The following is a 19,446-nucleotide window of genomic DNA, read 5'->3' on the forward strand; positions in this document are numbered from 1 at the left end:
GAGTAATGATTGAACCTCCAAGCTAGGTGATACCCGCGCGGGCAAGGTGGTAAATAGTTATCGCGCCGTTTGGTGCCGGGTCAGTTACATTGAGCCGATTGAGCGGCATTCAATCGAAAGATTGACAGCCGGCTCGGGTCGCGTTGTTAATCGGTTTGCATAACCCTCGTACGCTGTTGCCCCCTCCAATAATTAGTCTGGAGCTTCAGATGTCTGCGCCACACGATCAAGTGTCTACTGCTGTCTCGCAAAACCTGTCCTTCGATGCGCTGACGGGCTTGCTTGAGAAGATCTTCCTGCGTCACGGTACGTCGGCCGACGTCGCTCGGGTACTGGCGCAAAACTGCGCCGGCGCCGAACGCGATGGCGCCCACAGCCATGGCGTGTTCCGCATTCCCGGTTACGTGTCGACGCTGCAGAGCGGTTGGGTCAATGGCCAGGCCGTGCCGGTGGTCGAGGATGTGGCCTCGGGTTTCGTGCGGGTCGACGCCGGCAACGGTTTCGCCCAACCGGCGCTGGCGGCGGCCCGTGCATTGCTGGTGGAAAAGGCCCGCAGTGCCGGCATTGCGGTGCTGGCGATTCGTAACTCCCACCATTTCGCTGCCTTGTGGCCGGATGTCGAGCCCTTCGCCTATGAAGGGCTGGTGGCGCTGAGTGTGGTCAACAGCATGACTTGCGTGGTGCCTCACGGTGCCGACCGTCCGCTGTTCGGCACCAACCCGATTGCCTTCGCCGCGCCGCAGGCCGGTGGCGCGCCGATTGTCTTTGACCTGGCCACCAGCGCCATTGCCCATGGCGACGTGCAGATTGCCGCCCGCAAGGGCGAACGGTTGCCCGTGGGCATGGGTGTGGACAGCCTCGGCCAGCCGACCCAGGACCCCAAAGCGATTCTGGAAGGGGGCGCGCTGCTGCCGTTCGGCGGCCACAAGGGTTCGGCGCTATCGATGATGGTGGAGCTGTTGGCGGCGGCGTTGACCGGGGGTAATTTTTCCTTCGAGTTCGATTGGTCGAACCATCCGGGTGCCAGGACGCCCTGGACCGGCCAGTTGCTGATCGTCATCGATCCGAGCAAGGCCGCCGGACAGAGCTTTGCCGAGCGCAGCCAGGAACTCGTGCGGCAAATGCACGGAGTGGGGCTCAAGCGTTTGCCGGGGGACCGGCGCCACCAGCAGCGGGCCAAGGCCGCTACCGATGGCATCCAGCTCGATGCTCAGACGCTGGCGAATCTGCGGGAATTGGCGGGGCTCTGAAGTCTACGCGCCTGCCTGTAGGAGCAAGCTTGCTCGCGATGGTTTCAAGGACGCCGCGTTTATTCAGAAAAATCGCGTTATCGTTTACGTCCATCGCGAGCAAGCTTGCTCCTACAGCAGCTTACCGCCGACCCAGCAACAACCCGACCACCAGGCCGAAACCGGCGGAGATGGCCACGGTTTGCCACGGATGACCGCCAATGTAGGTCTCGGTGGCTTCGACCGCCGGCAGGGTCCGGTCGCGAACGCTGGTCACCGAGTCCCTGGCCTGCTGGAGTTTCTGGGCGATCTGCCCACGAAGGGTATCCGCTTCCTCACCGACCAGTGAGGCACTGCTCTTGAGCAGCTTTTCCGACTCTTCGATCAGAGCCTGCAGTTCGCTGAAGGCCTGATCCTTGATTTGGTCTTCGGCGACTTGTGCGGCAGTTTTGCGGGCCATTGAGGTACTCCTTGCAGGTGAATGGACAGTGAACAATGGAGTCTGCGACCGTGGAAAAAGTTGCAGCGAATTTGCGTTTCGACGTCGTCCCGATGAGAAATCCGGCGCAGGAAATTTCCTTCAACAGTGTAAGATGTCGCCTATTTTACGCAGCAGGTATTTCCCATGAGCTTCAATCTGGCCGACAGACCCCTTCCAGAGCGCGCCGCGCTTGAAGATGAGAAATCCCGTCTGTTCGAACTCTGGCAAAACAACCTGGGTAAAGCCAAAGGCGAGGCGGCGCGGTTGTTTGGCGAACGGGCCAAGCGCAAAGGCAAATGGGCCGAGTGGGTGCGTGCCGAACTCGACGGCATGTCGCCACCGGAATTCGCGAACATGGTGCGCAGTGAAGTCAATCGGCTGATGGCTGCCAAGTAGCCCGAGTCCGCTACACACCCCCTGTACGGGGTTTTTTGCAATCGCAGGATTGTTATTGTGCGCGCGCAAAGGTCGTGACGATAGCGTCTCGCACTTTCAATACCACGGGGTCGAGCCGCACGCTGGTGCGCCAGCCCAGTTCGATCGGGTAACGCGGCAGGTCCAGCGGGCAGGGCAGCAGCGCCAGGCCGCTGAGCGCCGCGATGCTTTGGGCGGCGTGGGCCGGAATCGTCGCCACCGCCTGACTGCCCTTGAGCAAGTGCGGTAACGCCGCAAAGTGCGTGGTCGAGGCGCTCACCCGTCGACTCAAGCCCAGCGCCGCCAACCCTTCATCGGTGATCCCGATAAAACCGCCGGATGACACCAGAATGTGCTCGCGGGCGACGAACTCTTCCAGGCTGATGCTGTGTTGTCCCTCGGCCAGGCTCATCGGATCGACCAGACAGTGATAACTGCCCTCGCCGAGCACCTGACGGCTGAGCAATCGTTCGGCGAAACCGCCAGCGGTGATCGCCAGATCGATGCTGCGTTCCATCAGCGCCTGGGCCACGATCTGGCTGTGGGTCTGGCGAAAAATCAATCGTAGCTTCGGCGCGCAGCAGGCAATCTCTGCGATCAAGCGTCGCCCATAAGCGATCTCGAAATCATCCGACATGCCAATGGTGACCGAGCGTCCGTCGTAATGATTGGCGCTCGGGTCCACCATCGCCAGGCTCTGCCGACATTTGTCCAGCGCATCGCTGACCACTGGTTTCAATTGGTTGGCCTTGAGTGTCGGCGCCAGGCCTCGACCTGTGCGCACGAACAATTGATCGCCATACAGCTCGCGCAAGCGGCGCAATGCGGCACTGATCGCTGATTGCGTGACGCCCAGGCGCAACGCGGCACGGCTGGCGCTGGACTCCTCATGCAAGGCTTCGAAGACTTTAAGCAAGTTGAGGTCGACGGTTGCGATATTCATCTAGCTCATATCATTTAGCAGTGAGTTGGTCTTTATTCATGATCCATTGACGGCTGAGAATGAGCAACACCTCATCGCCTTTCGGAGATCGCCATGTCCAAGTCAATTGTTGCAGCGCTTCAAGTCGGCGCCTTGCCCGGCGGCAAGGCCGAGACCCTGGAACAGGTCCTGTCGTACGAACAGGCCATTGTCGAATCCGGCGCCGCGCTGGTGGTGATGCCCGAAGCGCTGCTCGGCGGTTACCCCAAGGGCGAGGGCTTTGGCACGCAACTGGGCTATCGTCTGCCGGAAGGTCGTGAAGCCTTTGCCCGCTATTTCGCCAACGCCATCGACGTGCCCGGTGCGGAAACCGAGGTATTGGCCGGCTTGTCGGCACGCACCGGGGCCAATCTGGTGATCGGTGTCATCGAACGCGCCGGCAGCACTTTGTACTGCTCCGCGTTGTACTTTGACCCACAAGCCGGGTTAGTGGCGAAACACCGCAAACTGATGCCGACCGGTACCGAACGACTGATCTGGGGCAAGGGCGATGGTTCGACCTTGCCTGTGATTGACAGTCGGGTCGGACGGATCGGTGCGCTGGTGTGCTGGGAAAACATGATGCCGCTGCTGCGCACCGCCATGTACGCCAAGGGCGTCGAGGTCTGGTGCGCGCCAACGGTGGATGAGCGGGAGATGTGGCAAGTGAGCATGCGCCACATCGCCCATGAAGGACGTTGTTTCGTGGTCAGCGCCTGCCAGGTTCAGGACTCACCGCAGGCCCTGGGCGTGGAAATCGCCAACTGGCCGGCGGACCGGCCGTTGATCGCCGGCGGCAGTGTAATCGTTGGGCCGATGGGCGATATCCTGGCTGGGCCGCTGCGCGGTGGGCCCGGATTGCTGACCGCTGAAATCGACACGGATGAGCTGGTTCGCGCGCGGTATGACTTCGACGTGGTCGGACACTACGCGCGCCCGGACGTGTTTGAATTGACGGTGGATGAGCGGGCTAAACCCGGTGTCCGCTTCACCACATAAATCTCCCTGTAGGAGCGAGCTTGCTCGCGATTGCGGTAGGACAGTCAAGCTATTTGCTGAATGTGCCGCCGTCTTCGCGAGCAGGCTGGCTCCCACAGTGGCGTTAGGCTTCAGCGCTGTTGAAGCCACTCTTCACGGGTGATTTCCCAGATTTCTCTCGGCAATCGCCCGCTGACGAAATCCCCCTCGTCGGTACCGATCAAACGCATGCCCGTACGCTGTGAGAGTTTGCGCGAGCCGATATTGGGCACCGCTTTCGGCACACGCAGCACTGAACGACTGAGTGTCTCGAACCAGTATTGGGTCACTGCGGCACTGGCTTCGCTCATCAAACCCTGGCCTTGCCATTGCGGTGCGAGCCAGAAGCCGCGGTTGTTGTCCTGCTCGTCCATCAAGCTGATATTGCCGATGAGCTGGTCAGGCGCCGACTTCAAACGAATTGACCAGTGCCACTCTTTGCCGGCTGCAACAGCGGGTAGGGCGATATCCCGCAGATACGTCAGCGCACCGTCGACGGGATAGGGCCAGGGCACCAACGCGTTCAGATAGCGCACCACTTCCCAGTGCGGGAACCGTTGCTGGATTGCCTCGGCATCAGCCAGTTCCAGCGGGCGCAGGATCAGGCGTTCGGTGTAGAACGTGGGGATGTCCATGGGTGTTACCTCCTTGTCTATACGTACTGAACGTTTTCGCCAGCCGCGGATTTACCTGGGGGTGGTCGGCGGCCCCGGCAGGCTGAGCTTGCCACTGTCGACAAAACGCAGGGTGCCAAACAGGCCGCCTGCCAGTTTGCCGCGCAGCACGTAAGGCACGTTGTTCAGCGTTTGCGTCTGGCTCAGGCCCAATGTCTGGCGCAGCACCGAGAACGCCGAGACGCTGACCGGCACGGTCAGCACGGTGTCGGAAAAGCGCGCAATCGTGCCGGCCTGATCACTGACGCCCGAGGCCAGGGGCTGGCCGTTGACCTCCAGGTCCAAGGCCACGCCGTTGTAGTCGATCGCGGTTTCATTGGGGTTTTGCACGCGTATCTTCACGGCAAAACGCACTTCCATGTCCTGGCTCGGCAGCGGCTCGAAACCGACCACGTTGACGTTCAGCGGATCGCGATTGGGCAGCAGGGCGCAGGCGCTCAGGGAGAGCAACAGCAATGAGAGGGATAGAGCGAGGAGTCTGCGCATGAAGGAGCTCTCGACAGAAAAGGGGATCGAACCACGGATGGCTCGACCCTTGAGCAACTGTCCAGCGGTTCACTTGTGCGACCACGTTCACTGTGAGGGGTTCGCTGCAGACTGTCACTTGTTGCTGCGCGATGTGCCTTCGGCAAGCGCCGGTGGATTCTCCATGACTTGCAGGATCGAGGCTTCCGGATCGAAATCATCCTCTTCCAGCTCGATGAATTCTTCGGGCAGGAACACATTGAGGATGATCGCGCAAAGCGCACCGACGGTGATCGGCGATTCGAAGATGTTGTGCAGTGCCTTGGGCAGTTCGCGCAGCACTTCCGGTACGGCCGCCACACCCAGGCCCATACCCAGCGAAATTGAAACGATCAGCATGTTGCGCCGGTGCAGGCCGGCTTCGGCGAGGATCTTGATCCCGGCCACGGCGACGGTGCCGAACATCACCAATTCGGCACCGCCGAGCACGGGTTTGGGCATCAATTGCAGTACCGCGCCGATCATCGGGAACAGCCCCAGCACCACCAGCAGGCCGGCAATGAAAAACGCCACGTAGCGGCTGGCGACGCCGGTGAGCTGAATCACCCCGTTGTTCTGGGCGAAGGTCACCATCGGCATGCTGTTGAACACCGCCGCCATGGCCGAGTTGAGACCATCGGCGAGCAAGCCGGACTTGATCCGGCCCAGGTAGATCGGGCCTTTGACCGGCTGCCGGGAAATCATCGAATTGGCGGTCAGGTCACCGGCCGCTTCCAGCGGCGACACCAGGAAAATCACCGCCACCGGCACGAACGCCACCCAGTCGAAGGCGAAACCGTACTTGAACGGCACCGGTATGCTCATCAGCGGCACGTCGGGCAGACTGGCGAAGTTGACGTCGCCCAGCAGCCAGGCCACGGCATAGCCGAGCGTCAAGCCGATGACAATCGCACCGAGGCGCAAAAATGGCACATCGACGCGGTTCAACACGACAATGGTGCCCAGGACCAATGCCGCCAGCCCCAGGTGGCTGGCCGCACCGAGATCCGCCGCACCGAAGCCGCCGGCGATGTCGGTCATCGCGACCTTGATCAGCGACAGGCCCATGAGGGTGATGATGGTCCCGGTCACCACCGGGGTGATGAGCATGCGCAGTTTGCCGATGAACTGGCTCAAGACGACTTCGATGAACGCCGCGAAAAAGCACACGCCAAAGATCGTCGAGAGGATTTCATCGGGGCCGCCACCTCGGGCCTTGACCATGAACCCGGCGCTGAGAATCACGCTGATGAACGAGAAGCTGGTGCCTTGCAGGCACAGCAGGCCGGAGCCGACCGGCCCGAAGCGCCGCGCCTGGACGAAAGTGCCCAGGCCCGAGACGAACAGCGCCATGCTGATCAGGTACGGCACTTCGCTTTGCAGGCCCAGGGCACTGCCCATGATCAGGGTCGGGGTGATGATGCCGACGAAACTCGCCAGTACATGTTGCAGCGCGGCGAAGACCGTGGCGGTCAGGTGCGGGCGATCGTCGAGGCCGTAGATCAGGTCGTTGTGGCGCGAGGGGGCTTTTTCAGAGGCGGTCATGGTGATGTGCGTGCCAAAAGGCGGGCCGGGTCAAAAATGGAGGCGCAGGATGCCAGAAAGACCATTTAGTGGCGAGCGATGAGTCCGCTGTCCCCTCAGACAAACGCCGCGAGCAAATCCTCTTCGAATGCCTTCTGCGCATCCCCCGGCACCTGCGCCCGATGCCGGGCCAGATGAAACGCCACCTCAAAACTCATGTCGCCACGGCGCACGCCCCTGAGCAAACCCTTGTCCTCCCAGCTCCTGGCAAAGTGACTGGGCAGATACCCCACATGCTTGCCAGAGAGAATGAAGGCGAGGGTGCCTTCGACCTGCTCCGAGCGCGCCGAACACAGCTTGCCCTGGAACGGTTCGTCGCAGCGCAGGAAGCGGTAAGGGTGATCGACCCGGTCGCAGGCCTGGAGTGCCTGATCGTCCGGCGCATCATCGGTAAACAACGGATGGCCGGGGGCGCAATACAAGTGCTGGGTTTCGGTGAACAGTTCGCGGTAGTCAAACGCGCTTTGCACCTGTGAGAAATAGCCGATCGCCAGGTCCAGCCGCTGTTGCAGCAGCAAGCGTTCCATGTCCCCGGGCATGGCACTGATCAATTCGATGCGTACCGATTCGTCCCGCTCGCGAAAGCGCCGGATAGCCTCGGCCACCCGTTGCAGCACCGATTGATCGAGCGCCTCGGACAATCCCAGCCGTACTTCGCCGATCAATCGACCCGCCACGCCGTTGGATTGATGGCGGAATGCCTCGATGGATTCGAACAACCCTCTCGTCGCGGTCAGCAGTCGTTCACCCTTGGGCGTGATCTTGAATCCGCCCTTGCCGCGACTGCACAACCGATAGCCGAGCCGGGTTTCAAGCTTGGCCATTTGCTGGCTGATGCTCGACTGGCTCAGGCCCAGTTCACCCTGGGCCGCGCTGAAACCGCCGCATTCGACCACGCTGACAAACAGCCGCAGCAGGTGCAGATCAAGATCGTGCAGTTGGCCGAGCATCAAACATTACTCCAGGATAAAGTCAGGATAACAATCTTTATATTTTACCAATGTATCCGACGCGGCATCCTGCAACCACTTCTCCCGGTCAGGTGTACGTCATGGCTCCTCTATTCAAGCTGTGTTTACCCGCGCTGTTCCTCGCCATGGCCGTCCCGGTCCAGGCCGAGGACAAGGTGGTCAATCTGTACAGTTGGGCCGATTACGTGGCGCCGGAAACGCTGCAGCGGTTCGAGCAGGAAACCGGCATCCGCGTGCGTTACGACACCTTCGATGCTTCCGAAGTCCTGGAAACCAAATTGCTCACCGGTGGCAGCGGGTATGACGTGGTGGTGCCGTCGTCGAGTGTGCTGGCCCGCGGGCTGGCGGCCGGTGCGCTGAAGGAGATTCCCCACGAGGGCCTCAAGGGCTACGCCAACCTCGACCCGGACTTGCTGGAAAAGCTCGCGGCCGTGGATCCTGGCAACCGTTATGGCGTGCCCTACACCTGGGGCACCCTGGGTTTGGGGATGAATGTCGAAGCGGTGACGCAGCGTTTGCCGAACGTGCCGCTCAACAGCCTGGACCTGCTGTTCAAGCCGCAATACGCCAGCAAGCTGAAAGACTGCGGCATTGCCATTCTCGATTCGCCCCAGGAAGTGATCGGTCTGGCCCTGCATTACCTGGGAAAAAATCCCTACAGCACCGACAAGGCCGATCTGTCAGCCGCCGAGGCGTTGTTGCATCAGCTGCAGCCCAATGTGCTGTACGTCGCCACCGGTCGGCAGATCAGCGATCTGGCCAACGGCAGCGTCTGCCTGGCATTGACCTATAACGGTGACGCCAGCATGGCCGCCGACCAGGCGCGCAAGGCCAACAAACCGTTCGAGGTGGCGTACCGGATTCCGCAGGAGGGCACGCTGGTCTGGCAGGACAACCTGGCGATTCCCAAGGATGCGCCTCATCCCGAAGCCGCCCGCGCCTTTATCGAATTCATGTTGCGCCCGGAATCCGTCGCGGCGCTGACCAATACGTTGTTCTTTGCCACGGCCAACCAGGCGGCGACGCCGCTGGTGGATGAGGCGGTGCGCAGCGATCCGGACATTTACCCACTGGCCGACGTGCGACAACGGCTGTACGCCGACCGCAGCATGAGCCTCAAGGACATGCGCCAGCGCACTCGCTTGTGGACCACTTTCCGTAGCCGCCAATAATAAGGAGCCTTCAATGGACGTCCCTGTGCAGAACGATCAAGCCCTCACCCGTGACAGCCTTTACGGAACAGCCGCCGAAAGCACCTACGCCGGTATCACCAGTTTCATGCGCCGTCGCTACAGCCGCGACTTGCGCGGAGTCGACGTGGCGGTCAGCGGGGTGCCGTTCGACACGGCGACCAGCAACCGCCCCGGCGCGCGTTTCGGACCGCGTGGGATTCGGGCCGCGTCCACCGGGATTGCCTGGGAGCGCCACTGGCCGTGGACGTTCGATCCGTTCGACCATCTGGCGGTGGTCGACTACGGTGACTGCGACTTCGATTACGGCACGCCGCAGTCGATTCCGGAAAGCATCGAGGCGCACGCCGAGCACATCCTCAATGCCGGCAGCGCGATGCTGACGTTCGGCGGCGACCACTTCATCACCTATCCGTTGCTCAAGGCCCATGCCCGCAAACATGGTGCCTTGTCGCTGATCCACTTCGATGCCCACAGCGATACCTGGCCGGACGAGGGCGGCAAGCGCGTCGATCACGGCACCATGTTCTGGCACGCGGCCAGGGAAGGTCTGGTCGATCCGTCGCGGTCGGTGCAGATCGGTTTGCGCACCACCAATGACGATCATCAGGGGTTCGAGGTGCTGGATGCACGCCAAGTGCACCGCCGCGGGGTCGATGGGATTGTCGAGGCGATTCGGGCGCGGGTCGGGGATAGTCCGGTGTACCTGACGTTCGACATCGACTGTCTCGACCCGGCTTTTGCCCCGGGTACCGGGACGCCGGTGTGTGGCGGCTTGAGCACGGTGCAGGCCCTGGAAATCCTCGGCGGCCTGCGCGGGATCAATCTGGTGGGGATGGACGTGGTGGAAGTGGCGCCGGCCTACGACTCAGCGGACATCACCTCATTGGCGGCGGCGACCCTGGCGATGGAGATGCTGTGCCTCTATGCGGCCAAACACAAGGTCGACCGGTAACACACACACACCCCTTGTAGGAGCTGGCTTGCCAGCGAAGGCGGCACATTCAACACAGATGCTGACTGACCCACCGCTTTCGCGAGCAAGCTCGCACACATGTTGATCTCCCACCTGTTGATCCGTATCAGGCCACTGGAATGATCGGCAGGTCCAGGGTTTGCGCCCCGGTAAACCGCGTCATCGATCCGGCAATGGATTCATGGGGCACGCCCATTGCCACGTCGCTGACGCCATCAAGCCGCAACACCTGCTCAGCGCTCAACCTCACCTCCAGCGCCCCCAACGTCGCATCCAGTTGCTCTCGGGTCCGCGAACCCAGAATCGGAATCAGCGCGGTGGTCGAACGCCGGGCCTTTTCCCGCAGCCAGGCAATGGCCACATGGGTCGGGCTGGCTTCCAGTTCCGCGGCGACGGCCAGCAAGGCGTCGAGCAGGGCGGTGTCCCGGGCGCTTTTCTCGGCGTGAACCAGCATGCCGAGTTTGGCCGCGCGGTTGTCACCATCGTTGCCGCGGTACTTGCCGGTGAGGAACCCGCCACCCAAGGGCGACCATAACGTCGCGGCCAGGCCGAGGGCTTCGGCCATGGGCAGTTGTTCCCGTTCGGCTGTGCGTTCGGCAAGGCTGTACTCGACCTGAATGGCAGCAATCGGCGCAAAGCCGCGCACCTCGGCCAGCAAGTCGGCCCGGGATATGCGCCACGCCGGGAAGTTCGACAACCCGGCGTAATGAATCTTGCCGGCACGCACCAGATCGTCGAAACCCCGCAGGATCTCTTCCATGGGCGTTACGCCGTCGCTCATGTGCGCCCAGAACAGATCGATGTGATCGGTTTTCAGCCGTGTCAGGCTTTCTTCCACGGCACGGATCATATTCTTGCGGTTGTTGCCGGTGTGGGAAATGCCCGCAGCCGGTGTAGTCCCCAAGGTGTATTTGGTGGCGATGACCAGATGATCGCGTTCTGCGGCGATAAACTCGCTGAGCATGGCTTCCGATTGTCCACCTTGATAGCCGTTGGCGGTGTCGATGAAATTGCCACCGGCTTGCAGATAGCCGTCGAAGATGCGCTTGGCTTCGTCCCGTTCGGCGCCGTGCCCCCAGCCTGTGCCGAAGTTACCGGCGCCCAGCGCCAGTTCCGAGACCCGCAAGCCGGTTTTGCGGCCAAAAACTTTGTAATGCATGGGATGACTCCTGACAGGAAAGGCATTGGGCCGGGTTTGGATGCGGTTCGATACTTGATCAATATGATGATCATAATATAATCCGTCAAGACCCTTTTCCATCTACTTCCTTGCCTTTCACACCTAACGCTGTGGAGCGGGCGGCGATTCGACTTGCCCGCGAAGGGGCCGTCACATTCAACGAATATATCGGCTGCCAGGACGCCTTCGCGGGCAAGCCCGCTCCCACAGGGGTATGTGTCCGGCTGGAGATCTCCCTGCAGCGAACGTGGCATACTGCCGCGCATGAATCCCGACTCCCCCCTCAGCGCCTGGCAGCACGCCATCGAACACAATGGCTTCGTCCAGGACGAGGCCCAGGAACATGCGGTCTGGGCCTTGCAGAAATGCTACGAAGCCCTGCATGAAGGGCGCGCGCCGATCACCGGCGTTTACCTGTGGGGTCCGGTCGGACGCGGCAAGACCTGGTTGATGGACCAGTTCTACCAGAGCCTGCAGGTTCCGGCCCGGCGCCAGCACTTCCATCACTTCATGGGCTGGGTGCATCAGCGCTCGTTCCAGCTGACCGGCACCGCCGACCCGTTGCAGGCACTGGCCCGTGAACTGAGCCAGGAAGTGCGGGTGTTGTGCTTCGATGAACTGTTCGTCAATGACATCGGTGACGCGATCATTCTCGGGCGCTTGTTCCAGGTGATGTTCGAGCAGGGCGTGGTGGTGGTCTGCACCTCCAATCAGCCGCCGGACCAACTGTACGCGGATGGCTTCAACCGCGACCGGTTCATGCCAGCCATCGCGGCGATCAAGCAGCACATGCAGGTGATCGAGGTTAATGGCGGCGAAGATCATCGCCTGCACCCGGGCACCGGTTTGCAACGTTACTGGGTCGCAACGCCCGGGCAGCCCGGGGCCTTGGCGGACGTGTTCAAGGCCCTGACCGTCGGCCAGTCGGTATCCAGCGAACCGATCAAGGTCGGCTACCGTACTCTCGATGTGCTGCAGTCCAGTGACACCGTGCTCTGGAGCCGGTACTCCGACCTCTGTGAGCAGCCCTTTGCCGCGATGGATTTCATGGCGCTGTGCGACACCTTCAAGGCTATTCTGTTGAGTGAGGTACCCAACCTCAGCGCGCAGAAACGCGCCGGACGCATCGCCCGCGGTACTGAAGATGGCGTCGAGCGAGTGCTGGCGGGCGATCGCGAGTTGCCGCAGTTGTCGGTGAATGACGACGGTGTGCGGCGTTTCATTGCCCTGGTGGACGAGTGCTACGACCGTAAAGTGCCGCTGTACCTCGAAGCGCAGGTGCCGATGGAATCGCTCTACACCGAGGGTTATCTGGAGTTTCCGTTTCGCCGCACCCTCAGCCGTCTACAGGAAATGCAGTTGCAACGTTTCGCCGACGCTTGAAATTAGGGAGGAGCGAAGATGAATCAGCCGCTGTCGCACCATTTGCTGACCATGGCCTATCAGAACGCCTGGGCCAATCATCGACTCGCCGGGGCCTGGGGCCAGTTGAATGCGCAGGAGCTGACGGCGCCCAGGGTCAGTTTCTTCCCCAGCCTGCGCGCGACGCTCAATCACATCCTGACCTGTGACTGGTTTTATGTGGATGCACTGGAGCGGGAATTGCGCGGCGATGACCCGCATCCCGATTACGCCGTGTTTTTCAAGCACGACGAGCCTTGCTCAACGGCCGCCGACCTCAAGCGCGAGCAAGCCCTGGTGGACCGGCGCCTGATTGCCTACTGTGAGCAAATGCGCGACGCAGACCTCGGCAAGATCGTGACCATCGCCCGTGACACGCCACAACATGACAGCCGTTTGCGCCTGCTGTCGCACCTGTTCGAGCACCAGATTCATCATCGCGGGCAGGTGCATGCCATGCTCAGCGGCACCCCGGTCAAGCCGCCGCAACTGGACGAGTTTTACTGTGCCGGCGAGTCGGGATTGCGGGCGGCGGATTTCGCCGAGCTCGGGTGGACCGAGGCCTTGATCTGGGGGCATTGAAGTCTGTCAGCCAAAATATATGCTGAATGTGCCGCCGCCTTCGCCAGCAAGCCGGCTCCTACACGAGATCGGTGGCGTTCCCCGATCTGGTGTGCGCTGAAGATCCCCCTGTAGGAGCTGGCTTGCCAGCGAAAGCGGTGGTTCAGTCAACACTACTATTGAATGTACCGCCGCCTTCGCCAGCAAGCCGGCTCCTACACGAGATCGGTGGCGTTCACCGGTCTGGTGTGCGCTGAAGATCCCCCTGTAGGAGCTGGCTTGCCAGCGAAAGCGGTGGTTCAGTCAACACTACTATTGAATGTACCGCCGCCTTCGCCAGCAAGCCGGCTCCTACACGAGATCGGTGGCGTTCACCGATCTGGTGTGCGCTGAAAATCCCCTGTAGGAGCTGGCTTGCCAGCGAAAGCGGTGGTTCAGTCAACACTACTATTGAATGTACCGCCGCCTTCGCCAGCAAGCCGGCTCCTACACGAGATCGGTGGCGTTCACCGATCTGGTGTGCGCTGAAAATCCCCTGTAGGAGCTGGCTTGCCAGCGAAAGCGGTGGTTCAGTCAACACTACTATTGAATGTACCGCCGCCTTCGCCAGCAAGCCGGCTCCTACACGAGATCGGTGGCGTTCACCGATCTGGTGTGCGCTGAAAATCCCCTGTAGGAGCTGGCTTGCCAGCGAAAGCGGTGGTTCAGTCAACACTACTATTGAATGTACCGCCGCCTTCGCCAGCAAGCCGGCTCCTACACGAGATCGGTGGCGTTCACCGGTCTGGTGTGCGCTGAAGATCCCCCTGTAGGAGCTGGCTTGCCAGCGAAAGCGGTGGTTCAGTCAACACTACTATTGAATGTACCGCCGCCTTCGCCAGCAAGCCGGCTCCTACACGAGATCGGTGGCGTTCACCGATCTGGTGTGCGCTGAAAATCCCCTGTAGGAGCTGGCTTGCCAGCGAAAGCGGTGGTTCAGTCAACACTACTATTGAATGTACCGCCGCCTTCGCCAGCAAGCCGGCTCCTACACGAGATCGGTGGCGTTCACCGATCTGGTGTGCGCTGAAAATCCCCTGTAGGAGCTGGCTTGCCAGCGAAAGCGGTGGTTCAGTCAACACTACTATTGAATGTACCGCCGCCTTCGCCAGCAAGCCGGCTCCTACACGAGATCGGTGGCGTTCACCGATCTGGTGTGCGCTGAAAATCCCCTGTAGGAGCTGGCTTGCCAGCGAAAGCGGTGGTTCAGTCAACATCTCTGCTGAATGTGCCGCCGCCTTCGCCAGCAAGCCGGCTCCTACACGGGATCGGCGTCGTTCGCCAGCGAGCCGGATCCTACACACGGGATCGGTCATTTCGGCTTGTAGGACTCGGTCACTTGCGCGGTTTGATCGTCCGGGACCCGGACCTCCGAGCCTTTGTTCTCCTGTGCCTGCTGTTGACTGAGCCGCAGGCTGTCGTAGTAATACCGCATCCGTTCTGCCCCGCCTTCGGCCAAGGCGTTGGCCGAGACGAACGTCATCAGGCCGGCGATGATCAGGGGTGTACGTTTCATGGTGGGCCTCCCATCAGGAATGTCGGGTACCTTTCGTCCATGATCCAGTGCAATGTCGAAAGTCCATTTTCTGCCGATTCCGTTAAGTGGGCGTTAAACCCTAGAGCTTCCAGTCCAGGCTCAGGGTGACTGTGCGCGGGTCGCCCCAGAACACGCCGTTGTAGAAACCGACGTTGTCGTAATACTTCTTGTCGAACAGGTTATCGACATTCAGCGACGCGGACAGGTGCCGGTCGAACTCATACCGCGACATCAGCCTGACCACGGTATAAGCCTCCTGGCGGATTTTCGTGCTTTGAGTGATGACCTCACCGTCCGCGTCGCGTCCGATCGGGCGACGGGCGGCGCGGAACACCTCGCTCTGCCAGTTCACCGCGCCGCCCACGGTCAGTGCCTGCCAGTCGCCGGGCAGGCGATATGCTGTGGAAAGGCGAAGCATATTAAGCGGCTGGTTGGTATTGGCGCGTTGCTTTTCGCCGTCGGCAGAGTGGGTGTAGGTGTAGCCGGCCGTCATGTTCCAGCCGGCCATGACCTCGCCGGAAACCTCGGCTTCGAAGCCCTGGACCTTGTTGCCTTTCCCGCCTGACTTGAAGAATTCCTCGCGGGTCACCGGGTCCGGCGGCACTGAGTCGTCGAGTTCCGCGACGTTGTCCTGTTTGCTCCAGAACAGCGCGGTGGCCAGGTTCAGGCGTTCTTCCAGGAGGCTGCCCTTGAGCCCCAGCTCATAGTTGCTGCCCACCACCGGCTCGAGGTATTTGCGGTTGCTGTCGCGATTGGACTGCGGTTTGAAAATGTCGGTGTAGCTGACATACACGGTGTATTCGGGGGTGAGGTCGTAAAGCAGCCCGGCGTATGGCGTCCAGATGTCGTTGTGTTGCTGGTGGGTGGCATCGACGCTGCTCAGCTGCAGGTTGGCGTCGTAGCTGTTGGTCCGGTTCGACGCTTTCCAGCTGCCATAACGACTGCCGAGCACAGCGTGCAGCTCGTCCGTCAGACTCAGGCGAGTGGCCAGATAGCCGGCCTTCTGACGGGTACTGTCTTTTGCACCTGTAAGACTGGTGACGGTATCGGAATACTTGGCGATGTTGCCCATGTATTTCCAGTCGGGAATGCTCAAGTAGTCCGGCGGCAGTGCGCCTTCGACCAGGTAGGGGCTTTCTTCGCTGCGTTCGGCTTCGCCATACCCGAGCATCATTTCGTGCTCCCGTCCGAACAGCGAGTAGGGGCCCGCCACGTTGAAGTCATAAGCCTTCATTTTCTGCGTCCCGAGCATGTGGCCCGTGTAGGCGGTCATGCCACTGCGGTCCTCGTTCGGGTAGCCGGCTCCGCCGTAATACAACTTGCCGTCGGTATCGCTTTCGCGGTGGGTGTAGGCCGCTTTGAAATGCCAGCCGGCGCCGAGTTGCTGCTCCAGCGTGGCGAATGCCGTCTGGTCCTTGATCGGCCAGGAACTCCAGGACGTCGCCATATTGGTGGAACGTCCCAGGTTGGCTTTGCCGCCGTCGGAGTTCCAATACGGCAAGGTGCCATAGGAGGAGCCCTGCACGTGTTTGTTCTGATAGTCGTAACCCACGGCCAGCACGGTGTCGTCAGTCAGGTCGGCTTCGAGAATGCCGTAGCCGACTTCCCGTTGTTGCTGGTACTTGTCGCGGTATGAACCGGCGTCGCGATAGGCCAGCACGCTGCGCCCGCGCAGTCGGCCGTCGAACGCCAGCGGGCCGCCGACATCCAGGTAGCTGTAATAGTCGTCATAACTGCCGCCACTGGCACCGGTCTGGACTTGCCACTGCGCGGTCGGTCGCTTGCGCACCATGTTGATGGTGGCCGACGGGTCGCCCGCACCCGTGGTCAGGCCGGTCGCACCGCGAACCACTTCAATGCGGTCGTAGATGATGGTGTCCGAATCGGACTTCATGTAGCTGAAGGTGTTGAGCATGCCATCGACCTGGAAATTGCTGATCGTGTAGCCGCGCGAGGAATAGCTGACCCGGTCCGAGTCGTTGTGCTGCACCACCACGCCGGTGGTCTGGCTCATGGCTTCGGACAGCGAGCCGAGCTTGAAGTCGTCCATTTGCTGACGGGTGACCACGGACACCGATTGCGGCGTTTCCTTGATCGACAGGTTCAGGCGGGTGGCCGTGCTCATGGCGCCGGTGGTGTACGACTCGGTGTTTTCGGTGGTACTGGCCAACCCCAGGGCGGACACCTGGGTGGCGTCCAGTTCGAGGGTGCTGCCGGGTGCTTGATCAGAACCGGTTTCAGCCAGCAGCTCGGGGCACAGGGCGACACTGCACAGGCCCAGGGTAAAGGTCATGGAACGGGTGATAGGCGCGAACATCGCAGCCGACTCCTTGTCTTCGAGGGAAAATTTCCGTTTGCTCAAAGACGAAGGGGAGGGCGGGGATTTAGCCTTAAACGAGAATAATTATTATCTTGGGGTCTGCTGTAAGAAGAATTCCTGTGCAGGAGCCTTGTTCCGGGCGGCGCTCCGACGATGGACTCAAGAACACCGCTTTGTGCAGGAGCGAGCTTGCTCGCGATGGATTCAAGAGCGCCGCGTTCAGTCAGTCAGCACGCGTTATCGTTAACGTCCATCGCGAGCAAGCTTGCTCCTACTTCTGCACGACTTCCGGTGCGACTGGCAATGCCTTGGGCTTGATCAGGCTGAAGTCGATCAGCGGCCGCTGTTGACGCTCGTAGGGGTTGCCGATCATCAAGGGCCGGGGCTTGAAGCTGTCGCTGACCAGGCTCTTGCTGCGATCGAGTTCATCGAAGCTGAGCCCCGCGAGATCGGCCCAAGTATGAATCAGGTGCGAACTGCTGTACGGCCGCCCCAGATCGCCGGCGAAGCTCCAGTCATGGGTTTCGCGCCATTTCGGCGAGGCCCAGGCCACGAACGGAATGGTGTACATCGGCGCCGTCGGCTTGCTTTCGTTGCGCCCCAGGGTGCCATGGCCAGGGGAGTCGAATACATCTTCCCCATGGTCGGAAAGGTACAACAGGAACCCGTTCGGATCGGACTTGGCGTAGTCCTTGATCAGGCTCGAGACCACAAAGTCGTTGTACAGCACCGCATTGTCGTAGCTGTTATAGGTCGGCAATTGATCATCGCGCACGCCTGGCGGAACGCCCTGGCGGTCCTTGAACTTGTCGAAGGTCGATGGGTAACGGTATTGGTAGCTCATGTGCGTGCCGAGCAGATGCACGACGATCAGCTTGCGCGGCGCAGCGTCGGTCAGGGCCTTGTTGAACGGCTCGATCACATCGCCATCGTACTGTGCGGCGTTCTGGTTGCGGTTGTTGTTCAGGTACACCTGCTCGTCGGCCTGCTGGGAGAAGGTCGTCAACATGGTGTTGCGCTTGGTCATGGTCTGTTGGTTGGTGATCCAGAAGGTCTTGTAGCCCGCCTGTTTCATCATGCTCACCAGCGACGGGGTCGACAGGTACAGCTCCGGGTTGTCTTCGTCGGCGAAGGTCAGCACCTGTTGCAACGCTTCGATGGTGTAGGGGCGCGGGGTGATGACGTTATCGAAGACCGCCAGCTGATCCTTGAGCTTGTCCAGCTCCGGCGTGGTTGCCCGAGGGTAGCCGTACAGGCTCATGCGCTGACGGTTGGTGGACTCACCGATCACCAGTACCAGCGTTGACGGCTGATCGGCCGCCGAGTCCTTGAGGTTGTGCAGCGGCGGGATTTTGCTCGCGCTGGTGAGCATGTCCTGCATGCCGGCCAGGGTGTCAAGGTAGCGGTGATAGGCCACGGCCATCTGCCAGGGCACGGCGGGCTCGACGCGGGTCTCGAACTTCTCGAAACCGTCGGCAAAATTACCGGTGCGCAGGGTCTGCTTGACCAGCGGGTAACCGATCACGGCCACCAGAATGGCGGTTGCTGCGACCAGTGCCTGCCCGCGAGGCAGGTACACCGGACGCAAGCGCGTCCACAGGAACCAGGCGAACAGCGTGTGGGCGACGAAGGCCGCCACCATCCACCAGGCGAAGTACTGGGTCATGTACTCGCCCGCTTCAGAGATGTTCGACTCGAACATGATGAAGATGACGCTTTGGGAGAATTCCTGCTGGTAAATGAAGAAGTAGCCCAGGCTCGCCATGGAGCAGGCCCACAGCACCACACCGATCAGCGCGGCCAATACCCGGGTCTGTTTAGGGAACAGCAGCATCGGCGCCAGCCAGATGGCGCTCATGATAAAGGCCTGGCGGAACCCGGTGAAACCGGAGGTGCCCGTCAGCTGGATCAGTAGTTGGGTAATACCGGAAAAATACCAGAAGAACAAAAACAGCCAGAGCAATCCTGCCCAATCAAAACCTTTCGCAGACGTGGTGCTGCGTTTAAACAAAGCCATTCATCGCTCCAACCTGAAATCACTGCCTTCGCCGAGACGTGAATATCACCGACGAACGGGTGGCGCACGGATACCGAGCGGCCACAATGAGTCGAAGTATCAAGATGTTAGTGTGAAAAAATTGTGATTGCCGGACGGTCAGGCATCGGGGTGTATTGGAAGCAGCAGAAGGCCGCTTCCGATTCAAGCGGAGGTATCAGGCGTGGGGAGCGCGCTGCGTGACGGGCCAGGACTGAGCCTGAGCATCTTGTGTCAGCAGGCGCAGTTGCGCGACTTCCTGCCTCAACTGGTCGCGTTCGTCTTTCAACTGGCGCAGTTCATCGCGACGGATCGTGACGTAAAGGGTTTGTGCTGGCCGTGCTGCTAGTAATGTGCCCATTGCTCACCTCG

The 19,446-nt window shown here is 60.9% G+C and carries 18 protein-coding genes; 7 read left to right on the forward strand and 11 right to left on the reverse strand.

Translation table 11 applies throughout. The features are described from left to right. Window positions 1-209 precede the first annotated feature (209 nt). The gene (locus ELQ88_RS15820) at window positions 210-1,250 is read left to right on the forward strand and encodes an Ldh family oxidoreductase (RefSeq protein ID WP_138966190.1); all 1,041 of its coding nucleotides are present in this window, start codon (window positions 210-212) and stop codon (window positions 1,248-1,250) included. A 121-nt stretch (window positions 1,251-1,371) separates the two neighbouring features. Here the strand turns inward: ELQ88_RS15820 and ELQ88_RS15830 are convergent, their stop codons facing one another. Next, window positions 1,372-1,689, reverse strand: a complete 318-nt coding sequence (locus ELQ88_RS15830; RefSeq protein ID WP_064677549.1) for a DUF883 family protein — start codon at window positions 1,687-1,689, stop codon at window positions 1,372-1,374. A 165-nt stretch (window positions 1,690-1,854) separates the two neighbouring features. Here ELQ88_RS15830 and ELQ88_RS15835 point away from each other — a divergent pair, with 165 nt between their 5' ends. Beyond that, the gene (locus ELQ88_RS15835; protein ID WP_128869801.1) at window positions 1,855-2,106 is read left to right on the forward strand and encodes a hypothetical protein; all 252 of its coding nucleotides are present in this window, start codon (window positions 1,855-1,857) and stop codon (window positions 2,104-2,106) included. A gap of 52 nt (window positions 2,107-2,158) precedes the next feature. On the opposite strand, the gene ELQ88_RS15840 is transcribed toward ELQ88_RS15835, so the two are convergent. Continuing rightward, on the reverse strand, window positions 2,159-3,067 hold the full coding sequence (locus ELQ88_RS15840) for a LysR family transcriptional regulator (RefSeq protein ID WP_138966192.1): 909 nt from the start codon (window positions 3,065-3,067) through the stop codon (window positions 2,159-2,161). Between the two features lie 93 nt (window positions 3,068-3,160). Between ELQ88_RS15840 and ELQ88_RS15845 the strand changes: the two genes are divergently transcribed. Continuing rightward, a complete protein-coding gene (locus tag ELQ88_RS15845; protein WP_138966194.1) occupies window positions 3,161-4,084 on the forward strand; it encodes a carbon-nitrogen hydrolase family protein in 924 nt (307 codons plus the stop codon). A gap of 110 nt (window positions 4,085-4,194) precedes the next feature. On the opposite strand, the gene ELQ88_RS15850 is transcribed toward ELQ88_RS15845, so the two are convergent. From ELQ88_RS15850 to ELQ88_RS15865, 4 genes are all read right to left on the reverse strand, one after another. After that, on the reverse strand, window positions 4,195-4,737 hold the full coding sequence (locus tag ELQ88_RS15850; protein ID WP_128869799.1) for a GNAT family N-acetyltransferase: 543 nt from the start codon (window positions 4,735-4,737) through the stop codon (window positions 4,195-4,197). A 51-nt stretch (window positions 4,738-4,788) separates the two neighbouring features. Next, the gene (locus tag ELQ88_RS15855; protein ID WP_138966196.1) at window positions 4,789-5,262 is read right to left on the reverse strand and encodes an LEA type 2 family protein; all 474 of its coding nucleotides are present in this window, start codon (window positions 5,260-5,262) and stop codon (window positions 4,789-4,791) included. A 114-nt stretch (window positions 5,263-5,376) separates the two neighbouring features. Continuing rightward, window positions 5,377-6,825 carry a nucleobase:cation symporter-2 family protein gene (locus tag ELQ88_RS15860; protein WP_128869797.1) on the reverse strand — a complete coding sequence of 483 codons (1,449 nt, stop codon included), beginning with the start codon at window positions 6,823-6,825 and terminating at the stop codon, window positions 5,377-5,379. Window positions 6,826-6,920: 95 nt separating this feature from the next. Next, entirely contained in the window at window positions 6,921-7,814 is an 894-nt protein-coding gene (locus ELQ88_RS15865; protein ID WP_128869796.1) for a LysR family transcriptional regulator, read from the reverse strand. A 101-nt stretch (window positions 7,815-7,915) separates the two neighbouring features. On the opposite strand from ELQ88_RS15865, the gene ELQ88_RS15870 reads away from it, so the two are divergent. Beyond that, the gene (locus ELQ88_RS15870) at window positions 7,916-9,007 is read left to right on the forward strand and encodes a polyamine ABC transporter substrate-binding protein (protein WP_138966198.1); all 1,092 of its coding nucleotides are present in this window, start codon (window positions 7,916-7,918) and stop codon (window positions 9,005-9,007) included. A 13-nt stretch (window positions 9,008-9,020) separates the two neighbouring features. After that, the gene (gene speB, locus ELQ88_RS15875) at window positions 9,021-9,980 is read left to right on the forward strand and encodes an agmatinase (protein ID WP_138966200.1); all 960 of its coding nucleotides are present in this window, start codon (window positions 9,021-9,023) and stop codon (window positions 9,978-9,980) included. A 127-nt stretch (window positions 9,981-10,107) separates the two neighbouring features. Here speB and ELQ88_RS15880 read toward each other — a convergent pair whose 3' ends face one another. Continuing rightward, complete coding sequence (locus tag ELQ88_RS15880) at window positions 10,108-11,160, reverse strand: aldo/keto reductase (RefSeq protein WP_138966202.1); 1,053 nt, start codon at window positions 11,158-11,160, stop codon at window positions 10,108-10,110. Between the two features lie 285 nt (window positions 11,161-11,445). Here ELQ88_RS15880 and zapE point away from each other — a divergent pair, with 285 nt between their 5' ends. Further along, complete coding sequence (gene zapE / locus ELQ88_RS15885; protein WP_138966204.1) at window positions 11,446-12,564, forward strand: cell division protein ZapE; 1,119 nt, start codon at window positions 11,446-11,448, stop codon at window positions 12,562-12,564. A gap of 18 nt (window positions 12,565-12,582) precedes the next feature. After that, on the forward strand, window positions 12,583-13,164 hold the full coding sequence (locus ELQ88_RS15890) for a DinB family protein (RefSeq protein ID WP_138966206.1): 582 nt from the start codon (window positions 12,583-12,585) through the stop codon (window positions 13,162-13,164). 1,330 nt (window positions 13,165-14,494) lie between these two features. Here ELQ88_RS15890 and ELQ88_RS15905 read toward each other — a convergent pair. The 4 genes from ELQ88_RS15905 to ELQ88_RS15920 form a co-directional block, all read right to left on the reverse strand. Beyond that, a complete protein-coding gene (locus ELQ88_RS15905) occupies window positions 14,495-14,698 on the reverse strand; it encodes a hypothetical protein (RefSeq protein ID WP_128869791.1) in 204 nt (67 codons plus the stop codon). Window positions 14,699-14,798: 100 nt separating this feature from the next. Then, window positions 14,799-17,036, reverse strand: a complete 2,238-nt coding sequence (locus tag ELQ88_RS15910; protein WP_138966210.1) for a TonB-dependent siderophore receptor — start codon at window positions 17,034-17,036, stop codon at window positions 14,799-14,801. 274 nt (window positions 17,037-17,310) lie between these two features. Further along, window positions 17,311-19,056: a phosphoethanolamine transferase CptA gene (locus tag ELQ88_RS15915; protein ID WP_128869789.1), complete on the reverse strand. Its 1,746-nt coding sequence runs from the start codon at window positions 19,054-19,056 to the stop codon at window positions 17,311-17,313. Window positions 19,057-19,252: 196 nt separating this feature from the next. Then, window positions 19,253-19,435 (reverse strand): DUF6026 family protein, encoded by a 183-nt coding sequence (locus ELQ88_RS15920; protein ID WP_128869788.1) that lies wholly within the window; start codon window positions 19,433-19,435, stop codon window positions 19,253-19,255. Window positions 19,436-19,446: the final 11 nt, after the last annotated feature.

This window comes from Pseudomonas sp. MPC6, assembly GCF_006094435.1.
Lineage (GTDB): Bacteria > Pseudomonadota > Gammaproteobacteria > Pseudomonadales > Pseudomonadaceae > Aquipseudomonas.